The sequence below is a fragment of the Kribbella sp. NPDC051586 genome, assembly GCF_044453965.1.
Lineage (GTDB): Bacteria > Actinomycetota > Actinomycetes > Propionibacteriales > Kribbellaceae > Kribbella.
Genome location: NZ_JBITDF010000002.1, coordinates 1,734,370 through 1,753,737, shown reverse-complemented (window position 1 = coordinate 1,753,737; position 19,368 = coordinate 1,734,370). Strand labels below are relative to the sequence as shown.

The window sequence follows — 19,368 nt, the reverse complement described above, 5'->3', positions numbered from 1 at the left end:
CCGGCGCGGAACCGGTGCTGATCAGTCGGTGTCGAGTGGCCGGGTGGCGGGGCCGTCGAGGACGGCGCCGTCGGGGGAGAAGCGGGACCCGTGGCAACTGCAATCCCAGGTCGTGTCGGCCTGGTTCCAGGTAAGGCTGCACCCCAGGTGCGTGCAGACGGGTTTGATCGTGTGCAGTTCGCCGTCCTGGTCGCAGTAGGCGCCGACCGTCCGGCCGTCGCGGTTGTACAGCCCACCTTCTCCGACTTCGAGATGGTCGAGGCCGGTGGTCAGGATCCGCGCCGCGTGACCGGTGGCGAAATCCTTGCCGACCTCGAGGTTGTTCTTGATCAATGCGGCGACCGAACGGGCGTCACCGATCCGGCCGGCGTCGTACAGTGCCGCCGACGGATTGTCACGGCCGGCAATCAGGTCGCGAAGTACGCCGGCCGCGGCGGTGCCGTTGCTGAGGCCCCACTTGTGCATGCCGGTGGCGATCAGAATCTCTTCGTGACCCGGTGCGCGTCCGACGTACGGCAGGAGATCTGTGCTGGCGTAATCGTGCGCGGACCAGCGGAACTCCGGCTGCGCATCGACGTTCCACGTCGACCCGACCCAATCGATCAACGCCTGGTACGCCGCACGGGTGTCGTCGGCTCTGCCGACCTTGTGATCCGAGCCGACGACGATGAGCCCGTTCGGGCCTCCGCCGGGCCACGGCCGGGTGGAGCGGATCGGTGAGTCGACGGAGATGGCCATTCCCGTCGGTGCCTCGACCGGAAGCCGTACGGCGATGCCGTGCGACTGCTCGGGCGTCGTACGGGCGAAGTACCCGCCGATGGTTCCGATCGGCAGCAGCGTTGCCGTCACGGCATGCCGAGCTCGTACTGCGTTGCCCGACGCGACCTTCACCTCGACCCCGTCGTCGGTGTCGTCGACGGACGTGGCGCGACTCTGTTCGTAGATACGTCCGCCGGCATCAACGAGCGCGCGCGCAAGCCCGGCCAGGTAGCGGACGGGATGCAGCTGGAGCTGGTCGTCGAACCGCACCGCGGCAACGGCCGGCACGCCCACCTCCTGACCGTCGACCAGATGCGCGGGCAGTCCCAGTGAGGCGGCAGCGTCCGCCTCGCCTCGCAGGCTCGTCGCCGGGTCGGTGGTGTAGACGTACGACGGGGTTCTGGACAACTCGCAGTCGATCCCCAGCCGGTCGGCGAGTGCTGCCACCTGCGTCACCGCGCTCTGGTTGGTATCGGCGTACAGGCGGGCCACCTCATCGCCATGACGGTCTCGCAAGGCCGCGTAGATCGCGCCGTGCTGCGAGGTGACCTTGCCCGTGGTGTTCCCACTGGTGCGGCCGGCGACGCGTCCACCCTCGATCACCACCACGTCGGCGCCCTCCTGGGCCAGCAGCAGTGCTGTCGTCAGACCGATCCACCCACCACCGACCACGACGACATCGCAACTCGTGTCACCTTCGAGCACGCCGTACTGCGGGACCTCGGCGGTCGCCGTCCAAACAGATGCCATGTCCCCCAGTACCCGCCCGCAATCGGCTGGTCAGTGATCGTCGGGGTGGAAGCCTTCCGGTGCGCGGTCGAGGAAGGCGGCGACTGCGGCGATGCGGCCGTGGTCGTCGATTTCGAGGAAGTCGGTGCCGGTGGCGAACGACGTACCGTCGACCAGGAGTTCCCATTGCAGGCGGGCGCGGCCGTGGTGGGCTTCGGGGTCGCTGCGGGGGCGGAAGACGTAGCCGGGCTGGTGTTCGGCGAACTGGTTGCGGAAGCCGATCAACTCCTCGACCCCGTGCAGTACGCCGATGGGCGCGTGGTAGGTGATGTCGTCCGCGAAGTTCGCGTCGGCGCTCGCGTTCCAGAAGCCGACGTACTGCTCGACGGGCGTCAGGTCGGTGGTTGTCATGTGGAACTCCTTCGTCGAGGTTTGCTGCCGTCCACTCTGGAAGCGGACGATGACCCGGCTCAATAACCTCGGAGGTGATTGCCGAGCGTCCGCCGGGGCGGCATCGTTGCGGTCGTGACTGCGATCACGGTGCACCCGGACGAGACGATCGGAACGCTGGTGAAGCGATGGCGCGAGCGGCGGCGGCGCTCGCAGCTCGACGTCTCCCTGGCGGCGGATCTGTCCGCCAAACATCTGAGCTACATCGAGACCGGGCGTTCGAATCCGAGCCGGGACATGATCGAGCGGATCTGCGACGAGCTCGACGTCCCGCTGCGGGAACGCAACCGCTTCTATCTGGCGGCCGGCTTCGCACCGGCGCACCGGGAGCGGCCGTTCACGGATCTGGGCGCGGCGGCGGATGCCGTCAGGGCAGTGCTGACCGGGATGGCGCCGAACCCCGCGGTCGCTGTCAACGTCCGCTGGGACCTGCTGGCGATGAACGAGGCGATGGGTCCGTTCCTGAGCGACCTTCCGGACGGGCTTGCCGGACCGCCCGTCAACATGCTGCGCGCGACGTTGCACCCCGACGGCCTGGCCCCGATGGTTCGCAACCTCCAGCAGTGGCGCTCCCAGGTGGTGCGACGCGTACGTCGCCAGCTCGAGCGGACCGCCGACGACGGACTCGCCGACCTTCTGGCAGAGCTCGAGAGCTACGGCGGACCCACCTCGTCGGCAGCTCCCGCCTTGGCCGACGACCTCGTCGTACCGCTGCAGCTGACCACGCCGTACGGCGACCTCGACTTCTTGTACGCGGCAACAGTCTTCGGCTCGCCACGTGACGTCACCCTGGACGAGATCGCGATCGAGACCTTCTTCCCCGCCAACTCCACCACCGCGGCCATTCTTCGCTCGCTCTGATCAGTCCTCCGCCAGCACGATGACGCGGTCCTTCTCGGTGAGGGTCAGCGGAGCGTCCTTCGGTGGGTTGAGGACGACGCCGTACGACGGCGGGCGGTAGAACTCGGCATGGATGCGGTAGCCGATCGCCGTCTCGCCGTGCTGGGCGGCTGCTTGGGCAATCGTGCTGAAGTTGGCCGGTGTGCCAGGGAGCAGATAGCCCGGAGCGGGCTTGAGATAGATCTCGGCTCCGGTCGGGTTGAACAGGTCCTCGAAGACCTCCGCCAGGTGGCGGTTCTCGGTGAGCTGGGTCAGTAGCAGGCTGATCAGCTTGTCGCTGACCACGAAGTCGTCGGCGCGGGTGACCTCGGCGATGGCCCGGTTGTTGTCGTCGTTGATCTCGCTGACGATCGAGTACGGCTGCTCGAGGCCGTCGGCGAGGTCGCGCAGGTGCAGGAGCGTGATCAACGTCCGGGCGTCGGCCTGCTGGGCGCCGAGGCCGTCGGACGACAGAACGATCACGTGCTGGCACGCTCGTGGATCGAGAGCTTCGAGGTCGGGCCGATCGGTCGGATCGGCCGCGGTGACGTCGACGGTGAGGTTGGTGGTCGTGGGGATCAGGTGCTCGACCTGGTCGAGACACGCGATCTGCAGTCTCGACCGGGGGAAGGCGAATTTGTCGAGCAGCTCGATGATCTGGGGTGCGCGCTTGTTCCAGCCCAGCATGAGCGTGTGCTCCGGAGCGGGATCGTGGCGTGGTCGGAGCGAGATCGCGCCGTCGACGATGCGTGGGCCGCGGTCGGCGAGTTGGACGAGAGTGTCGTCCTCGGCCAGCACGATGACCTCGTCGGCCGCATCGACGGACAAGCCGGGGGAAGGGTTGAGGCTGATGCGTCCGTCGCGGTGCCGCAGTCCGACGGGTACTCCGAGCTCGTAGGCGTGGATGATGTCCCCGAAGGCGCGCCCGGCGAGCGCCGGTTCGGAACGCAGATAGAACTCGTTGCCCGCGAACGCGAGGAGGTCCGCGCAGACGGCCGACAAGCCGGATTGCCGGTGGGCGTTCACCAGCAGGCGTACGGCGAGCTCGTCGGCGCCGACCAACTGCGCACGTCGACCGCCGGCCAGTTGAGCGGCCCGCAGATTCGTGGAATCCGCGACGGCGGCGACGACGTGTGGACCTTGTGTGGTGTCGGCCGCTCGGCTGCCCAGCGACAGGAGCACCTTCACGACGTGGATGTCGGAGTCGGGTCCGTCGGTCGGCAGTACCATCACCGACCGAGCCGTGGACAGGCTGACGAGGTCGAGATCGGCAGGATGCAAGGGATCGCCGGACCGGCAGACGATGCGGGTCCGTCCGAGATCGGGAACGCGGGAGCGGATGGCCTCGTCCATCGCCGCCTTGTCCTTGTTGGCGAGGACCGCCACGCACGAGGTGCGGCTGCTCCGATTGGCGTGCACGAGTTCCGCGACGACGGTGAAGATCTGCTCGGACCAGCCGAGCAGCACGGTGTGATCGCGCTCGACGATCCGCGACCGGCCTTTGCGCAGTACGGCGATCTTGTTCTCCAGGCCCGTGGTCAGGACGCCGATGAACGAGCTGACGATGAAGATGCCGCCGAGCGTGACGAGGAGCATCAGACCGAGGAAGGTCAGCCCGCCCTGGTCGCCGCCCATCGTGCCCGGGTCGAGGGTGCGCAGGAGGCTCATCCAGAACACGCCGTGCCACTCGCCGTGGGCGCGGACGTCGACCGGCGCGAACAGCAACACCAGCGCGGAGACGACCAGTACGAGAACCAGGGACGCGAGTCCGAGCAGCCCGACGAGTGCCGGCGTACCACGCGACATCGTGTTGTCGAACCAGTACCGGACCCGGTCGCGCCACCTCGCCAAATCCCCACCCTCCTCACGCGTTCCTGGAGGGCACTATGCCATTCGCACCCATTGCCGAGTCCTGGCCTCCGGCGCGCCGCGGGTTGCGTCCCGATCGAACTCCCGGGGCCCCAGCTGGTTGGTGCGTGGCTTGAGGTGCGGTAAATGCGTGGACAGTGGGCGAGTCGGGTGCGAGGGTGGCGGGAGTTGACGCTCCCACGGGTCGTAAGTCGAGATTGCTCGCCGACTCTCTGAACTCCGGTGATTTGCGGCCGGGTCCTTCGGTGCTGAGCGAAAGGTGTCCTGCGATGAGTTTCTCCAGTCGAGGTTCCGTTTCGACCGCTCAGCGTCCGTTCGAGGGACGCGCCGAATTCACAGGAGTTGGTACTTACGTTGACCCCAGTCGGGCGGGTCGTCGGAGTCGTAGTCGGTACTGCGTTACTCACGACCGCCTGTGCATCGTCCCCTTCAGGAGAACCGCACACCTACGCGAGCGGTGATCAGCGCCGCTACGCACCCAGCCCTGGTCCCGTTCCAGGACGAGCTGTAGGTGCGTCTGACACCATCATTCACATCCCGGCCGACGAGACTGTTCTGACGATCAGGTCGGGTGCCGGCAACAGCCGGACGCCGGTCGCTGTCCCCGCAGCTCCGGAGATTGTGCTGTACGCACGATGCAGCGGAGGTCCGATCGAGCTCAAGGGCCAGTTCGGCGGCGATATTCAGCTTCCGTACGGCCTGGACCAGGTCCGCCGGCAAGTCGCGGGCGGCGACGTGTTCACCGTCCTCGGCGATCCGTCGGCGCGCTGGACCGTTGTGGTGACGCGCCGCCGGCCCGAATTGTGAGTTGGCCGCTCGTCCCGATCCGGCCGGCGTACCTCGCTGGAGGGCATCTCCTGCTCCAGGGTCAACTGGTCCCACCGCTCCCGCGGGCGTCGTGGGGTAGTTGCCACAGAGTCGTGAGTCTGCGGCTGAGCCAGTTCTCGTACCTGGCGTGGGTCCAGCCACGTTGTCCGACGAGGCGCGAGTAGTTGTCGGGTGCCATAAGCAACCAAACCTCGTCGATGACGGACTGCCTGGAAGACCCCTGGTGTAGCGGTGTCTTCGAGCTGAGCGTGTCGACCCAGTGCGCGGCGCCGATGAGACGCTGGTCCTCCTCGACGTTCCAGAGTTCGACGAGGTCGCTCTCCCCGAGGGCGGCCGCTCCGCGGATCACCTCGTACAGGTCTGCATACCGTTCGGCCACCTCGCGAAGGTGACGGGCGAGCAGTCTGGCGGCGCGGTGAAGGTCTGGCGCCGTCCTTACGGCCTGCGGACCAGGACGATCCCGTACGGCGGTCGCGTCGTCGTCGCCCGCGAGTGCTACGTCGCGAACCGTCCTGAGCAGCGCCTGCTTGTTGCCCACCGCCCGGAACACGCTGGGCTTGCTCACGCCGGCGCGCTCAGCCACCTGCTCCACCGTCGTGGACCCGTAGCCGTTCGCCACGAACAGGTCCTCGGCGGCCTTCAATACGGCGTGCCGGGTCTGCTGTGCCTGCTGGGCCCGAAGCCGCGACGAGTACCGCCGTCGTCCATTGACGTCGTCCATCAACCGAGCGTACCGTCCATATATTCATTAGATGCTTGGTACGCGAAATTAGGGGGTGCCATGACGACGGACAAGAGCGTCTCTCGCGAGGCGATGGATCGACTGCTCGATGCCCACTTCCGGGCGGAGCAGGCAGGCGACGCGCAGGCAACGGTGCAGACGTTGACCGATGACGTGATCCATGACGTGGTCGGCGATCCGCTCGGGGAGCTTCACGGGCCGTCGGCGGCCGGGAAGCGCTACGACCACCTGTTCGGCAACGTCCGGGGACAAGACAGCCAGGTGCTGCACCGGCTGTACGGCGACAACTTCCTCGTCGACGACAAGATCTGGACGGCCCGCGTGGACGGAGAGTTCATGGGGCTGCCCGGCAACGGGCGGACGATCTCGGTGCGGGTGCTGCACGTCTTCGAGTTCCGGGGCGATCGCATCGCGCGGGAGAACGTCTGGATCGACGGCGCGTCAGCGATCGCCCAGCTGACTGCGCCATGACTGATCCCGCCGATTCGTCAGTCGTGTGAGGTGCTGGTCGGGGGGCGGCTCGACTCGCGGATGATGAGTTCGTGCGGCACGGTGTAGACGGCGGCGGGGTCTCGGTTGCCCTGGATCCTGCTGATCAGGGCCTCGAAGGTCCGGTCCGCCAGCAGGTCCAGATCCGTGGCGACACTGCTCAGGCTGGGGGACAGGTAGCGGCCGTCGACGATGTTGTCCCAGCCGGTGACGGCGACGTCGTCGGGGACCCGGACGTGGTGAGCGATGAAGGTCCGGATGGCGCCGATCGCCAGCAGGTCGCTGGCGCAGACCAAGGCGTCGATCTCACCGATCTGGGGGAGCAGCTGCTCTGCCATCGCCGCACCCGTCTCCCGGGTGTACCGGTCGCATCGGAGCAACCAGTCGTCCCGGGTCTCCAGGTCGAGGTCTTTCACAGCGGCACGGAAGCCCTGGAACCGTAGTTGTCCGACGCTCGACGACCGCGCCGGATTGCTGCCCACGTAGGCGATTCGCCGCCGTCCACCGTCGGCCAGGTGCTGGACGACGTCCCGGGCGGACTGCTCGTTGTCGATCGCGACGTAGTCCGCCGCGCCCTCACTCAGGTGTTCGCCGAGCAGCACCATCGGAGTGAACCGGCTCATGTCCGCGAGCCGCCGCGGGTCCACGGCCAGCGGGCTGTAGATCACTCCGTCGATGCTGTTGCCGGGATATCCGGCGGCGGCGCGCAACTCGTGGTCGTCGCTGCGCCCGGTCTCGTCGGTGAAGACGGTGTAGCCGTGCCGTTCGCCCGCCATGATCACGGCGTGCGCCAGCGCGCCCAGGTACGGTTCGTCGATCCGCGGCACGGCCAGCGCGACGATGTTGCTGCGGCCGCTCTGTAGCTGCCGGCCGACCAGTGAAGGGGTGTAGCCCAGCTCGGCGATGGCGGCCTTCACCCGGGCCCGGGTCTCGGCCTTCACATGGCGGCGCTCGTGGACGACGTTCGTCACGGTCTTCAGCGACACCCCGGCCAGCTCCGCGACGTCCTTCAACCGGGCGGGACGAGCCGGCCCACCGTTCGTACCGGCGCCGACGTCGTCGCGCTTGTCGTCCATCGTTCTCCCCTCGATGACTTCAAACACCGTAGGACGACATCTTGACAGAGCTGATGCGCCCCGCGAACATCACTTCTAACGTTAGAAGTTCTAACGTTAGAAGTTTTGCCGACGCATCGCCACCGACAACGGGAGTGGCTCGTGAAGAAGATCGCGTTCGTCGTCTCTGCCGTCCTCTCCACCGGAGCGCTGTTCGCCACCGCGGCGTGCACCGGCGGCGCTCCGGGGACCGGCTCCGGGGACGTGCAGCAAGACACCAGCGGTCAGCAGGAGATCCGCTACATGATCGGCCAGCCCGAGGATCCGGCGGACCTGGAGCTGATCAAGTCCGACCTGAAGACGTTCGAGTCCAAGAACCAGGGCATCACGGTGAAGCTCGACGTGATCCCGAGCGAGAATGTCCGGACCGTCCTGCAGACCCAGCTGCGCTCCGGTGAGGGCCCGGACGTCTTCGGCTACGACACCGGGCCGGGATTCGCCGGCGCCCTGGCCAAGGCCGGGCTGGTGTACGACCTGACCAGAGCGTACGCCGACCACAAGTGGCCGATCTACGACTTCGCCAAGAACCGGGTCACCTTCGGCGGCAAGATCGTCGGGGTCCCGAGCCAGATCGAGGAGGTCGGCGTCTTCTACAACAAGACCTTGTTCGCGAAGTACGGCATCGCGCAGCCGACGAACCTCACCGAGCTGACCGCCGCGGCCGAGAAGCTCAAGCAGAACAAGGTCATCCCGTTCGCCGTCAGCGACAAGGAAGGCTGGCAGGGCGGCCATCTGCTCAGCATGTCGCTGTCCAGCGCCGTCGGGTCGAAGGGCATGGACGACCTGCTCAACGGCCGTACGTCGTGGAACACCCAGCCGGTCGTCGATTCGCTGGCAGTCTGGAAACAGTGGAACGACAAGGGATTGCTGACTCCCTCACCGGCCGCGGTCAGCTACGACAACGCGAACGCGTTGTTCTACTCCGGCAAGGCCGCGATGAACCCGACCGGCAGTTGGCTGGCCCTGGACATCGAGCGGAACGCCAAGTTCGACGTCGGGTTCATTCCGTTCCCGGCCCAGGACGGCGCGGGGATCTTCAGCGGCGGTCTCGGATCGGGCACCTTCGTGTCCGCCTCGACCAAGAAGGCCGATGCCTCGATCAAGTTCCTGGACTACCTGCTCACCGCCGACCACGGCCGGTGGGCCGCGGAGAAGTTGCAGGACATCCCGGCGTACCCGATCGACACGACCGGGATGAAGGCGTCGCCGTTGTTCAAGCAGGTGCTGGACGACTCGGCCAAGATCGCCGGGGGCACCGGTGACTTCGGGTACAACATCGACGTCCTGACCACCGACGTCTTCAACAACGCCATGTGGAAGGGCATCCAGGGCATCCTGAGCGGTCAGGCCGAGCCGGCCAAGGTCGCCGCCCAGCTGCAGACGGCGTACGAGAAGCCGGCGAAGTAGATATGCGGGCCGTCAGCAACGTTCCTCCGGTGACCCGCCGGGCGCAGGCGCGCCTCGGTGTGCTGCTGGCGCTTCCGGTCGCGGTCGTCACGGCGGTGTTCTTCGTGTTCCCGATGCTCAACGCGCTGTACTACTCGGTGGTCGACTTCGACGGTCTCGACCCGACCCCGCCGTTCGTCGGGCTGAGCAACTTCACCGAGATGTTCACCGACGCCGCGACGTGGCACGCGCTGGGCAACAACGCGATCTGGATCGCGATCGGGACCGCCAGTCCGATGATCATCGGGCTGCTGGTCGCCGTGGTGATCTGGTCCGGCCGGGGCGGCGGCGCGGTCTACCGCCTGCTGTTCTTCCTGCCGTTCATGCTGCCCGGTGTTGCCATCGGCATCGTCTGGGGCTGGATCTACGATCCCGTCAACGGCTGGATCAACCGTGCGCTCGGCGCCGTCGGTCTCGGCAGCCTGACCCGAGGCTGGCTCGGGGATCCGAAGACCGCCATCTACGCCGTACTGGCGACTGCGATCTGGGCGACCTGTGGGTTCGTCACGATGATCATCCTGTCCGCGCTGCGCAACGTCGACGTGGAACTCGTCGATGCCGCGCGGATCGACGGGGCGAACGCCGCCCAGCGGTTGTGGCACATCCTGCTGCCACAGATCATGCCCGTCTTCCTGATGGTGCTGACGCTCACGCTGGTCGGCGGGTTCAGCGTGTTCGACATCATCTTCATCATGACCGGCGGTGGGCCGGCGGATGCCACCGAGGTGCTCGGGACCTACGCGTACTCGAGCGCGTTCCAGCTCAACCGGATCAGTTACGGCACGGTGCTGGCGCTGCTGATCACGGTCCTGGCGGTGCCGTTCACGATCATGCTCAACCGGCTCCAGCGACGGCTTTCGCTGCAAGGGCTGGGGGCCTGATGGTCGAGATGCCTGTCGCCGTGTCCCGCCGTACAGAGTCCGCGGAGCAGTCGGAGCTCCGCCGGCACATCTTCCGCCGGACCACCGGTCTCGCGGTCCGCCACGTCGTTCTGGTGGCGATGGCGGCGCTGACGCTGTTCCCGGTCGTGCTGATCATCTCGACGGCACTCAAGACACCCCAGGATGTCCGGAGCGACCCGTTCGGATTGTTCTCCTCGTTCTCCTTCGAGAACCTGCGATCGGCCTGGACCGTCGGCCGGTTCAGCAGCTACCTGTGGGACAGCGTCCTGCTGACGGTGCCCAGTACGGTCGTGGTGATCGTGATCTCGACGATGGCCGGGTATGCCTTCGCCCGGCTGCCGTTCCCGGGCCGGACGGTCGTCTTCTACCTCGTCGTACTCGGTCTGCTGGTGCCGTTCTTCACGTACATGATCCCGTTGTACTTCCAGCTCCGGTCGATGGGACTGCTGGACAGTCTGGTCGGCGCCAACCTGGTGCTGATCTCGACCAACCTGTCGTTCGGGACGTTCTTCATGCGGGCGTTTTTCTCCGATCTGCCCGAAGAACTGGAACAGGCGGCCCGGATCGACGGGGCCTCCGAGAGCCGGATCTTCGCGCAGGTGATGCTGCCGATGGTGAGCTCGGGTGCCGCCGCGCTGGCCGTCTTCACGTTCCTGAGCAACTGGAACAACTTCCTCGTGCCGTTGCTCTACCTGCCCAGTGGGAAGTACCGGCCCCTCACGGCCGGTCTCTACAACTTCACCGGTGGTCGCTCGATGGACATCGGACCGCTGGCGGCCGGCACCTTGATCACCATCGTTCCGGTGATCGCGATCTTCGTCGTCCTGCAACGGCAGGTCACGCAGGGCTTCCTCTCCGGCGCCGTCAAAGGCTGACCGCGTCGTCATCGTTGCCGAACTCGAAGGAGACCAATGCCATCCCTGGTCAGATTCAGCTCGCCCCGTGTCGCGGAGGTCGTGCCCGGCGCCGAGCCCACTGTCCAACCGGACGAGGTACTGATCCGCACCCTGTACTCCGGGATCTCCGCGGGCACCGAACTCACGGCGTACCGCGGCAGCAATCCCTATCTGAACAAGCGATGGGACGACACGTCGCGGCTCTTCGTCGACGGCGACACCTCGATCCGCTACCCCGTGGACGGGTGGGGATACGAGGAGGTCGGTGAGGTCGTCTCGCTCGGTGCCGGCGCCGCGGGCGTGAACGTCGGAGACGTCGTCTGGGGGACGTGGGGGCATCGCAGCCACACGGTGAAGAAGGCCGACTGGGCCGCGCAGCGGATCCTGGACGCCGCCGTCGATCCGCGGGTCGGCATCTTCAGCCAGATCGGTGCGATCGCGCTGAACCTGGTGCTGGACGCCGACATCCATATCGGCGAGACGGTGGCCGTCTTCGGCCTCGGCGTACCAGGGCAGCTGGCGGCCCAGTTGGCCCGGCTGAACGGCGGCCGGGTGATTGCCGTCGACAACCTTCCGGCCCGGCGTCAGTTGGCCCTGGACCTCGGTGCCGATCACGTGATCGATCCTGCGGAGGGCGGTGTCGCCGAGCGGATCCGCGACCTCACCGACGGCCGCGGCGCCGATGTGTGTTTGGAGGTGTCCGGGAGCCATCACGCCCTGCACGAGGCGGTTCGGGCGGTCGCGTACAGCTCGCGGGTTTGCGTCGCGGGCTTCATGCAGGGCGACGGGGTCGGCTTGCGGCTGGGGGAGGAGTTCCATCACAACCGGGTGGCGCTGGTCTGCTCGCAGATCTCGGGGGTCGCGCCGGTGTTGCAGCATCGATGGAACTACGACCGACTGGCGAGGACAGCGATCCGGCTCGCCTCGGAGAAGCGGCTGCACGTTACCGATCTGATCACCCACACGGTGCCGATGGCTCAAGCCGCGGACGCGTTCCGGATGCTTGACGAGCATCCGGAAGAGGCTTTGCAGGTCGTGCTCAGCTTCGACGATGAGGTGACCGCATGAGCTTCCGGCTCGCAGCTGCCGAGATGACCCTGCCCGGCGAGACCTTGGAGGAGAAGTTCACCTTCGTCAGAAAGGTCGGCTTCGACGGTATCGAACTGTCCGCCCGCGGCGACGGCATCTTCGGTGCCCGGATCGACGAACTGCGACGGGCCCGCGACGCGGGCGTGCAGATGCCGACCGCGGTCGTACACATGGACCATTTCATCGGTGATTTCGATGCCGGCCGGCGCCGGGACGCGATCGAGCAGCTCAAGATCCACTTGAGTACGATCGCGGCAGCGGGCGGCACCGGCATCGTCTCGCCGCACGCCTTCGGCCTCTTCTCCCGGCGGTTGCCGCCGTTCACTCCGCCCCGCTCGGTCGAGGACTCCCGCGCGGCACTGGTCGAGGCTCTGCGTGAGGTGGGCGAGCACGCCGAGTCCGTGGGTACGAAGGTCTATCTGGAACCGTTGAACCGGTTCGAGGACTTCGTGATCAACCAGCTGGCCGATGCGGCTTCCGTGGTCGAGGAGGTCGGATCACCCGGGGTCATGATCACCGCGGACACGTTCCACATGTCGATCGAGGAAGCCCGGATCGGCGAGTCGATCAGGAAGGCCGGCTCGATGATCGGCCACGTTCAGCTGGGCGACAGCAACCGGCTGGAGCCTGGCGCCGGTCACTACGACTGGCCGGAGACCCTGGAAGCCCTGCAAGCGATCGGATACGACGGCTGGCTGGCAATGGAATGCGGCCTGAGCGGCCCGGTCGACCAGGTCCTCCCGGAGGTGGCCGACCTGCTGACGACCTGACCGACACCCGCAGACTTCCCGGCAGTTCGACCCCGTCCGAGGGCACGCGTGGCAGGAAGACGAGCCTGCGCGTTGTATGGTGCTGCGCCCCTGAGTGGAAGGACTGCGATGGCCTGGCACGGTCCGGATGGACGGCAGATCTACTACGAGGACACCGGCCGCGGCGAAACCGTGGTGCTCATGCCGGGCTGGGGTGGCAGCATCACCGATCTGGATCGCCTGCGCCGCGAGCTCGCGTCCGGGTTTCGGGTGATTGCCGTCGATCTGCCGGGATCCGGGCGATCGCAGCCCCAGCCTCGGCACTACACCGCGAGCTATTACCTGGACGACGCCCGGGCACTTCTCGGCGTACTCGACGCACTCGAGGTCGAGGTGGCGCATTTCGTCGGCTTCAGCGACGGCGGCGAGAACGCACTGCTGATGGCGGCACTCGAACCGGGTCGCGCGCTGTCGGCAGTCACCTGGGGCGCGGCCGGTCAAGTCGTGGCCTCCCCGGACATGCTCGGCCGGCTGGCGCACCTGGTGGATGAACCGACCGATTCCCTGAAGTCGCTGGCCGCGTATCTGGTCGAGGCGCACGGCGTGCACAACGCCCGGATCATGGCGGCAAGCTGGGCTCGGGCACTGGGCGGGATCATCGACGCAGGCGGTGATGTCAGTCGATCACGGGCCGCGCTGATCACCTGCCCGACGCTCCTGATCACAGGGACCTACGATCCGTTCTGCCCTCCTGACCTGGTCCGCGACATGGCCGATGCCATCCCCCGCGGCGAGTACCGTGAGGCGCTGGGAGCGGGCCACGACGTACATCTGTCACACCACGGCTGGTTGCTGGCAACCGTTCTCGACTGGCTCAGCGATCACTAGCCGGGGGCCTGCCCGCATTGCCCGAGGAGCTGGTCCTGGGAAGTCGTAGCCTCGTACCTCATGACAGAGCCAACTCAGGTCGTCCGCATTCGAGACGCGGCACCCGGCGACAGCGATGCGCTTGCGGAGCTGCATGCCCGGTCGCGGGCTGTGTACTACCGTGCCGGCGGCCATGAGGTGGCAGCGCTTCCTGACGAGGGGTACCGGGAGACGTTGCGCAAGATGGTGGTGGATTCTCGACTCGCCGTCCTGGTAGCTGTCTTGGATGATGACATCGTCGGTGTGATCACGCTGGATGCCAACGGAGTGTTACCGACGAACGCGCCCGACGAGACGCGCGTTCGGCTCGTCGGGATCTTCGTCGAGCCGGGCCACTGGTCGAGCGGCGTTGGTAGCGCCCTGATGACACGCTTCGTCGCTATCGCCCGCCAGGCTGACGCCGTGGGCGAGGTCGATGTCTGGGAACGGAACTCTCGTGCCATCCGGTTCTACGAGCGCCACGGCTGGACCCGGGACGGAACCTCGCGTCCGGGCCCAGCCGGGGCGGACTACGTCGGCTTCGTCCACCTGCCGTAACCAGCACGGCCACTGGATAGCGAGCTCACGAGCTCAGTGGGGCCGGTGTTTGTCGCTGCGTGTCGGATGGGTACCGGTTCGCTGGACTCGTCAGACAGTGAGCGAGTGGTGGGCTGCTGTCTGACGGAGGTTCAGGTATGACGATCGTTGGGGGTTCCGCTCCTGAGCGACCTGCCGCGCCGGCCGCGGTGAGGTTGGAGAGCGACGCCGGGGTGGTGCGCATAGTCATCGACGGGTCGTTTTCCGAGGCGGCCTCGGCGATGGCACAAGAGTTGCTGCTGGACGCCTGCGACAGGACTGCTGCCGGGGTGGTGCTGGCTGTCGAGGCGACCGTCGCCGCGGCCGATCACGCCGTACTGCGGCACTTGGTCGATGTGGCTCAGCGGCGTTGCTGGGCGGCTAGTTGCCGGTTGGAGGTGACGGCGGCCGATCCCGACGTCTGTGAAGTTCTGGCCGCCGCGGGTATCTGGCCGGCCAACCGACAAGCGGAAGGTGATGAGGGCCCATGACTCAAGGCAAGGACTCGGTAGCGACCGTCGCGGAGCTGGTTGATCGGGCGACGATCTGCATGTTGACGACGATGACGCCGGACGGGCAGCACGTGGCGCGCCCGATGGCCATACAGGAGGTCGAGTTCGACGGTGATCTGTGGTTCTTCGCGTACGCCGAATCGGAAAAGGTCGGCGAGATCGGGGCGAATCCACAGGTCAACGTGTCCTTCTCGAACCCGAAGCAGAGCGAGTGGACCTCGATAGCAGGCACCGCCGAGGTCGTCGTCGACTCGGCGAAAGCCGAGGAGCTGTGGTCGGCGCCGTTGAAGGCCTGGTTTCCCGACGGGCCGAAGTCGCCCGGTCTGGTCCTGCTCAAGGTGCATGCCAACACCGCGGAGTACTGGTCCGGCCCGAGCAGCAAGGTCGTCAGGCTGCTCGGTGCGGCCCGCGCGGCAATCGCCCGCGATCCGGACAAGTTCCCGGCCGAGAACGAGACCGTCGACCTCTCCGAGCCGTGAGTAGCACACCGAGTTGCGCGCGGTTCGCCGCGTTGAGCTTCGGATAAGCCTTGTAGCGGTGGTAGCTGACGGTCCAGGGTTCGGCGGTCGTCGGTGTTGCTGGACAACGCCGCCGGCCCGGCGACGGGCGCGCCGGGCCGGCAGTTGGTACGAACCGGGTCAGCCCCAGGTGGCGCCGGCTGGTTCGCGAATCGTGGTGTTGAGGCGGTTGAACAGGTTGGTGATGCCGATCATGAGGATGATCGCGGACAGTTGTTCCTCGTTGAAGTGGTCCGCAGCGTCGTCCCAGATCGTGTCGGTGACGGCTTCGGGGTTGTCGGCCAGCCGGGTCGCGGCCTCGGCCATGGCGAGCGCGGCCCGCTCGGCGTCGGTGAACAGGTTCGATTCGCGCCAGGCGACGACCTGGAGGAGCCGGTCGTCCGACTCGCCTGCCTTGCGGGCGCTTTTCACGCCGGCGTCCACGCACGGGCTGCAGCCGTTGATCTGGCTGGCCCGCAGGTGCACGAGCTCGAGCGTTGTCTCCGGTACACCGCCCTTGTGCATCGCCTTGTAGATGTTCTGGATGCCCGTCATCGCGTCGGGCAACACCATGGCGGGGTTCTTCATCCTGGCACTCATGTCTGCAACTCCTGAGATTCCTGTGAGGCTCTTCCACCACACTGACGAACCTGCTGAAGGAAAGGTGACAACCGCAGGCCGAGGTCCGTCCGCTCCGAAGGTCTCCGACGGCCCGACCGGCAAGCCATCGTTGCCTGAGGCACTGACCGGCGACGAGGCCACTGACGATGCAGGCAGTCACCTTCTGTGGTCCGGGTGCGTCAAAGCTCTGCGTCCCGGCACTCCGGAGCGCGGCAGATCCCCTCCAGAAGGAGTCAGTCATGACACAGGAAGTCCTTTCCGACGGAAGCCGAGGCACTCGCTGCCCGACAGCTTTGGTCAGCGGATCGAGTCAAGGTATCGGCTTCGAGACGGCGCGCATCTTGGCTGAACGCGGCATTCGGGTCATCGTGAGCGCGCGTGATGCCGACCGCGGCACGGCGGCCGCCGCACGTCTCGGGCAGCCCTTCGTCCGATTGGACGTCACAGACCCGGACAGCGTCCGGGCGGCAGCCCAATGGATCGAGCAGAAGTACGGCGTACTCGACATCCTGGTCAACAACGCCGGAGTGCTCGGGGCCCCCGACCTGTTGCCGAGCGCGACTCCGGTCGATGTCGCACGCCAGACGTTCGAGACGAACGTCCTGGGCGTCATCTCTGTGACCAACGCGATGCTTCCCCTGCTGCGCCGGTCCGTTGCGGGACGCATCGTCAACGTGTCGAGCGAACTGGGCTCGATGGAGCGCATGCTGGACCGTGACGCCCCGACCTGGGCGCTGCACGACACGGCGTACAACGCTTCCAAGGCCGCCTTGAACATGCTCACCGTGTCGTACGCGAAGGAGTTGTGGGACACGCCGGTGAAGGTGAACGCCATGGATCCTGGTTGGTGCGCGACGGCGATCAACAACTTCCAGGGCTACCGAACCGCGGAACAGGGCGCCTCGGAGGCTGTCCGGCTGGCGACCCTCGGTCCGGACGGGCCGACGGCGTCGTTCTCCCAGGAGCAGGGACCGCTGCCCTGGTAGGGCGTCGAAGGGGCCACGCGCTGCCGGGCCGTGCGTGCGGCGTCGGCGAGCGCCGTACTGCTGTTCTCGCCGCGGTACTCGATGACGACCATCAGGGTGCCGTCGGCTTGCTGGCGAACCTCGAGATCGGAGCGGGCCACGATCCTCTGGACGAGGCCCGGAGTGGTGCGCAGGCGAACCAGCATGGCCGGCGAGGGTGCGACCGGAAGTTCGAGCCCGATACTCCGGCACAGTGACCCCGCCCCGTTGCCGGCGGCAAGGACCACGGTGCTCGCGGGTATCACGCCCGTAGTGGTTCGGACGCCGCGTCGTCCTTGTTGAAATGCGCCCCCGCGGACGGCTCGACCAGGTTGGGCTCGAGGGCTTCGACCTGGGCCGCGTCGACCTCGTCCCCGTCATCGGCGAACGCGTCCCAGGTCAGGGCTCCGGACCATCGGATCGCGAGCTGCGGGACCTCTTGCTCGAGGCGCCGGAACTCGTCCAGGGCCAAGTACCGCAGGGGTGCCGACGGAAGCGCGCTGGTGGACGGGCGCCCGATCCAGGCGAACGAGGCGCCGGTCGCGCCTGATCCAGGCAGGTCGGCGTCGAGCACAATCGTCTTCTGCCCGCGCGACGCCAGATGGTAGGCCAGCGAGGCTCCAGTGATCCCGGCACCAACAACGACCGTGCCGGTCATCGGGCATCGACGTCGCGCGACAGCGTCGGTTGCGAAACGTCGTCCGGGCCGCCGGTTCGAGGCTCGTCGGTCCGGGCGAAGGTCACAACCGCCACCAGGCCGCCGAGGAGGTACAGTCCGCCGCCGACAAGCAGACTGGCTGTGTAGCCGCTGGTCAGAGCGGCAGGCGGTGTGGTGCCGGCGGCCCGGCCCTCGGTGATCTGGGTGGCAACCGAGGCGAGAACGGCGAGTCCGATGGCTCCACCGATCTGCTGGCTGGTGTTGATGAGTCCTGCCGCGACTCCGGTGTCGCGGGGTTGGACGTCCTGTACGCCGGCGATCGTGATCGCGACCATCACCATACCGAGGCCTGCGCCCGCGACCAGTTGCGCGGGAAGGAGTACGGCGAACGGGTTCTGGTGCGGAGACAGCATCGCGAACCAGACCATCCCCATGGCGGCCACGACCATCCCGGATGCCGACACGACACGAACAGAGCTCTTGGCCAGCAGCGCGGGTCCGACCGATCCTGCGCCGATGCCCATCCCAGCCGCGAACGGCAGGTAGGCAACGCCGGTCAGCATCGGTGAGTAGTCCTTCACCACCTGCATGTACAGGGTGAGGAAGTAGAACGTGGCGAGCATCCCGGCGCCCATCAGGAGCATGACGATGTTGGCGCCGGCGCGGCCGCGGTTCGCGAGGATCGCGGGCGGAACCATCGGGTCGGTGCCGAACCGCTGCAGCAGCGCGAACGCGGTCAGCAAGACGAAGGCGGCGATGGCGGATCCGAGGACGATCGGGGCCGTCCACCCCTCCTGATCGGCCTGGTTCACGGCCAGCACGAGCGCGCCGAATCCGAGCGTCGCAGTCAGTGGGCCGGGGAGGTCGACTCCGCTGCGTCGCGCGCCGCCCGGGCTGAAGACGCCTGACCCCGCCAGCGGGATCAAGGCGATGGGGATGTTGACGAACAGGATCCATCGCCAGTTGAGGTACTCCGTGAGTGCCCCGCCGACCAGCAGTCCGACGACGGATCCGAGCGCGCCCATCGCGCCGTACACGCCCAGGGCCTTGGTACGTCGGGGTCCCGCCGGGAAGGTGGCCGCGAGCAACGACAGTGCGGTGGGGGCGATGATCGCCGCGCTGAGGCCCTGTAGCGCCCGGGCGACGATGAGTACGGCGCCGGTGGTGGCCAGGCCGCCGAGGAGCGACGCGGCGGCGAAGACGATCAGACCGAGGCGGAACATCCGCCGGCGACCGAACAGGTCCGCGGCGCGGCCGCCGGCGAGCAGGAGGCCGCCGAAGGCGAGGGCGTAGACGGTCAGGATCCAGTTGAGGTCCGGCCCGGCCAGGTGCAACCCGTTCTGGATGCTCGGCAGGGCCACCGTCACGATGGTGCCGTCGAGCACGATCATCAACTGTGCGACGGCGATGACCAGCAAGGCGATCCCGGAACGCCCGGCCGGTGGAACGTCGACGGCGAGATGGTGGTCTGGTGCGGTCATGACACGGTCCGATCCGAGGAGATTGTTCTTCGCTGCATTGACGCGCCGGACGACGCAGAGGTATCGCCGGTCCGGCGCGGATGTCACCTTCAACTGCCCGGCTGCGTCAGACCACCAACGGCCGGGACACACACTCCGACGGCCCGGACGGGCGCACTCCCGCCGTCTCCC

The 19,368-nt window shown here is 67.2% G+C and carries 21 protein-coding genes; 13 read left to right on the top strand and 8 right to left on the bottom strand.

Annotated elements, in window-relative coordinates; translation table 11 throughout:
• Positions 1-21: 21 nt before the first annotated feature.
• Both ACIA58_RS18700 and ACIA58_RS18695 read right to left on the bottom strand, forming a co-directional pair.
• Positions 22-1,509 carry an FAD-dependent oxidoreductase gene (locus ACIA58_RS18700; RefSeq protein WP_396404917.1) on the bottom strand — a complete coding sequence of 496 codons (1,488 nt, stop codon included), beginning with the start codon at positions 1,507-1,509 and terminating at the stop codon, positions 22-24.
• 30 nt (positions 1,510-1,539) lie between these two features.
• A complete protein-coding gene (locus ACIA58_RS18695; RefSeq protein ID WP_396404916.1) occupies positions 1,540-1,899 on the bottom strand; it encodes a nuclear transport factor 2 family protein in 360 nt (119 codons plus the stop codon).
• Between the two features lie 114 nt (positions 1,900-2,013).
• On the opposite strand from ACIA58_RS18695, the gene ACIA58_RS18690 reads away from it, so the two are divergent.
• The gene (locus tag ACIA58_RS18690) at positions 2,014-2,799 is read left to right on the top strand and encodes a helix-turn-helix domain-containing protein (protein ID WP_396404915.1); all 786 of its coding nucleotides are present in this window, start codon (positions 2,014-2,016) and stop codon (positions 2,797-2,799) included.
• On the opposite strand, the gene ACIA58_RS18685 is transcribed toward ACIA58_RS18690, so the two are convergent.
• Entirely contained in the window at positions 2,800-4,668 is a 1,869-nt protein-coding gene (locus tag ACIA58_RS18685; RefSeq protein WP_396404914.1) for a hypothetical protein, read from the bottom strand.
• Positions 4,669-5,307: 639 nt separating this feature from the next.
• Here ACIA58_RS18685 and ACIA58_RS18680 point away from each other — a divergent pair.
• Positions 5,308-5,493, top strand: a complete 186-nt coding sequence (locus ACIA58_RS18680; protein ID WP_396404913.1) for a hypothetical protein — start codon at positions 5,308-5,310, stop codon at positions 5,491-5,493.
• 61 nt (positions 5,494-5,554) lie between these two features.
• Here ACIA58_RS18680 and ACIA58_RS18675 read toward each other — a convergent pair whose 3' ends face one another.
• Positions 5,555-6,235: a TetR/AcrR family transcriptional regulator gene (locus tag ACIA58_RS18675; RefSeq protein WP_396404912.1), complete on the bottom strand. Its 681-nt coding sequence runs from the start codon at positions 6,233-6,235 to the stop codon at positions 5,555-5,557.
• 60 nt (positions 6,236-6,295) lie between these two features.
• Here ACIA58_RS18675 and ACIA58_RS18670 point away from each other — a divergent pair, with 60 nt between their 5' ends.
• Positions 6,296-6,727 (top strand): nuclear transport factor 2 family protein, encoded by a 432-nt coding sequence (locus ACIA58_RS18670; RefSeq protein ID WP_396404911.1) that lies wholly within the window; start codon positions 6,296-6,298, stop codon positions 6,725-6,727.
• Positions 6,728-6,744: 17 nt separating this feature from the next.
• Here ACIA58_RS18670 and ACIA58_RS18665 read toward each other — a convergent pair whose 3' ends face one another.
• Positions 6,745-7,821, bottom strand: coding sequence for a LacI family DNA-binding transcriptional regulator (locus tag ACIA58_RS18665; protein WP_396404910.1), 1,077 nt, complete (start codon positions 7,819-7,821; stop codon positions 6,745-6,747).
• Positions 7,822-7,962: 141 nt separating this feature from the next.
• Here ACIA58_RS18665 and ACIA58_RS18660 point away from each other — a divergent pair, with 141 nt between their 5' ends.
• The 9 genes from ACIA58_RS18660 (at position 7,963) to ACIA58_RS18620 (ending at position 15,415) form a co-directional block, all read left to right on the top strand.
• Positions 7,963-9,267 carry an ABC transporter substrate-binding protein gene (locus tag ACIA58_RS18660; RefSeq protein ID WP_396404909.1) on the top strand — a complete coding sequence of 435 codons (1,305 nt, stop codon included), beginning with the start codon at positions 7,963-7,965 and terminating at the stop codon, positions 9,265-9,267.
• 29 nt (positions 9,268-9,296) lie between these two features.
• Positions 9,297-10,187, top strand: a complete 891-nt coding sequence (locus tag ACIA58_RS18655; protein ID WP_396404908.1) for a carbohydrate ABC transporter permease — start codon at positions 9,297-9,299, stop codon at positions 10,185-10,187.
• Entirely contained in the window at positions 10,187-11,083 is an 897-nt protein-coding gene (locus tag ACIA58_RS18650) for a carbohydrate ABC transporter permease (protein WP_396404907.1), read from the top strand. The genes ACIA58_RS18655 and ACIA58_RS18650 overlap by 1 nt, the downstream gene beginning before the upstream one ends.
• 36 nt (positions 11,084-11,119) lie before the next feature.
• On the top strand, positions 11,120-12,172 hold the full coding sequence (locus ACIA58_RS18645) for a zinc-binding dehydrogenase (protein WP_396404906.1): 1,053 nt from the start codon (positions 11,120-11,122) through the stop codon (positions 12,170-12,172).
• Positions 12,169-12,963 (top strand): sugar phosphate isomerase/epimerase family protein, encoded by a 795-nt coding sequence (locus ACIA58_RS18640; RefSeq protein WP_396404905.1) that lies wholly within the window; start codon positions 12,169-12,171, stop codon positions 12,961-12,963. The genes ACIA58_RS18645 and ACIA58_RS18640 overlap by 4 nt, the downstream gene beginning before the upstream one ends.
• A gap of 108 nt (positions 12,964-13,071) precedes the next feature.
• Positions 13,072-13,830 (top strand): alpha/beta fold hydrolase, encoded by a 759-nt coding sequence (locus ACIA58_RS18635; protein ID WP_396404904.1) that lies wholly within the window; start codon positions 13,072-13,074, stop codon positions 13,828-13,830.
• A gap of 60 nt (positions 13,831-13,890) precedes the next feature.
• On the top strand, positions 13,891-14,406 hold the full coding sequence (locus ACIA58_RS18630) for a GNAT family N-acetyltransferase (protein ID WP_396404903.1): 516 nt from the start codon (positions 13,891-13,893) through the stop codon (positions 14,404-14,406).
• Positions 14,407-14,543: 137 nt separating this feature from the next.
• Entirely contained in the window at positions 14,544-14,915 is a 372-nt protein-coding gene (locus tag ACIA58_RS18625; protein WP_396404902.1) for an STAS domain-containing protein, read from the top strand.
• Positions 14,912-15,415: a pyridoxamine 5'-phosphate oxidase family protein gene (locus tag ACIA58_RS18620; protein WP_396404901.1), complete on the top strand. Its 504-nt coding sequence runs from the start codon at positions 14,912-14,914 to the stop codon at positions 15,413-15,415. Before ACIA58_RS18625 ends, ACIA58_RS18620 begins: the two co-directional genes overlap by 4 nt.
• 159 nt (positions 15,416-15,574) lie before the next feature.
• Here ACIA58_RS18620 and ACIA58_RS18615 read toward each other — a convergent pair whose 3' ends face one another.
• Positions 15,575-16,033 carry a carboxymuconolactone decarboxylase family protein gene (locus tag ACIA58_RS18615; protein WP_396404900.1) on the bottom strand — a complete coding sequence of 153 codons (459 nt, stop codon included), beginning with the start codon at positions 16,031-16,033 and terminating at the stop codon, positions 15,575-15,577.
• Between the two features lie 260 nt (positions 16,034-16,293).
• On the opposite strand from ACIA58_RS18615, the gene ACIA58_RS18610 reads away from it, so the two are divergent.
• Positions 16,294-17,040 carry an SDR family oxidoreductase gene (locus ACIA58_RS18610; protein ID WP_396404899.1) on the top strand — a complete coding sequence of 249 codons (747 nt, stop codon included), beginning with the start codon at positions 16,294-16,296 and terminating at the stop codon, positions 17,038-17,040.
• A 280-nt stretch (positions 17,041-17,320) separates the two neighbouring features.
• Here the strand turns inward: ACIA58_RS18610 and ACIA58_RS18605 are convergent, their stop codons facing one another.
• Both ACIA58_RS18605 and ACIA58_RS18600 read right to left on the bottom strand, forming a co-directional pair.
• The gene (locus ACIA58_RS18605) at positions 17,321-17,716 is read right to left on the bottom strand and encodes an NAD(P)/FAD-dependent oxidoreductase (RefSeq protein ID WP_396404898.1); all 396 of its coding nucleotides are present in this window, start codon (positions 17,714-17,716) and stop codon (positions 17,321-17,323) included.
• Entirely contained in the window at positions 17,713-19,197 is a 1,485-nt protein-coding gene (locus tag ACIA58_RS18600) for an MFS transporter (RefSeq protein ID WP_396404897.1), read from the bottom strand. The genes ACIA58_RS18605 and ACIA58_RS18600 overlap by 4 nt, the downstream gene beginning before the upstream one ends.
• Between the last annotated feature and the right edge of the window lie 171 nt (positions 19,198-19,368).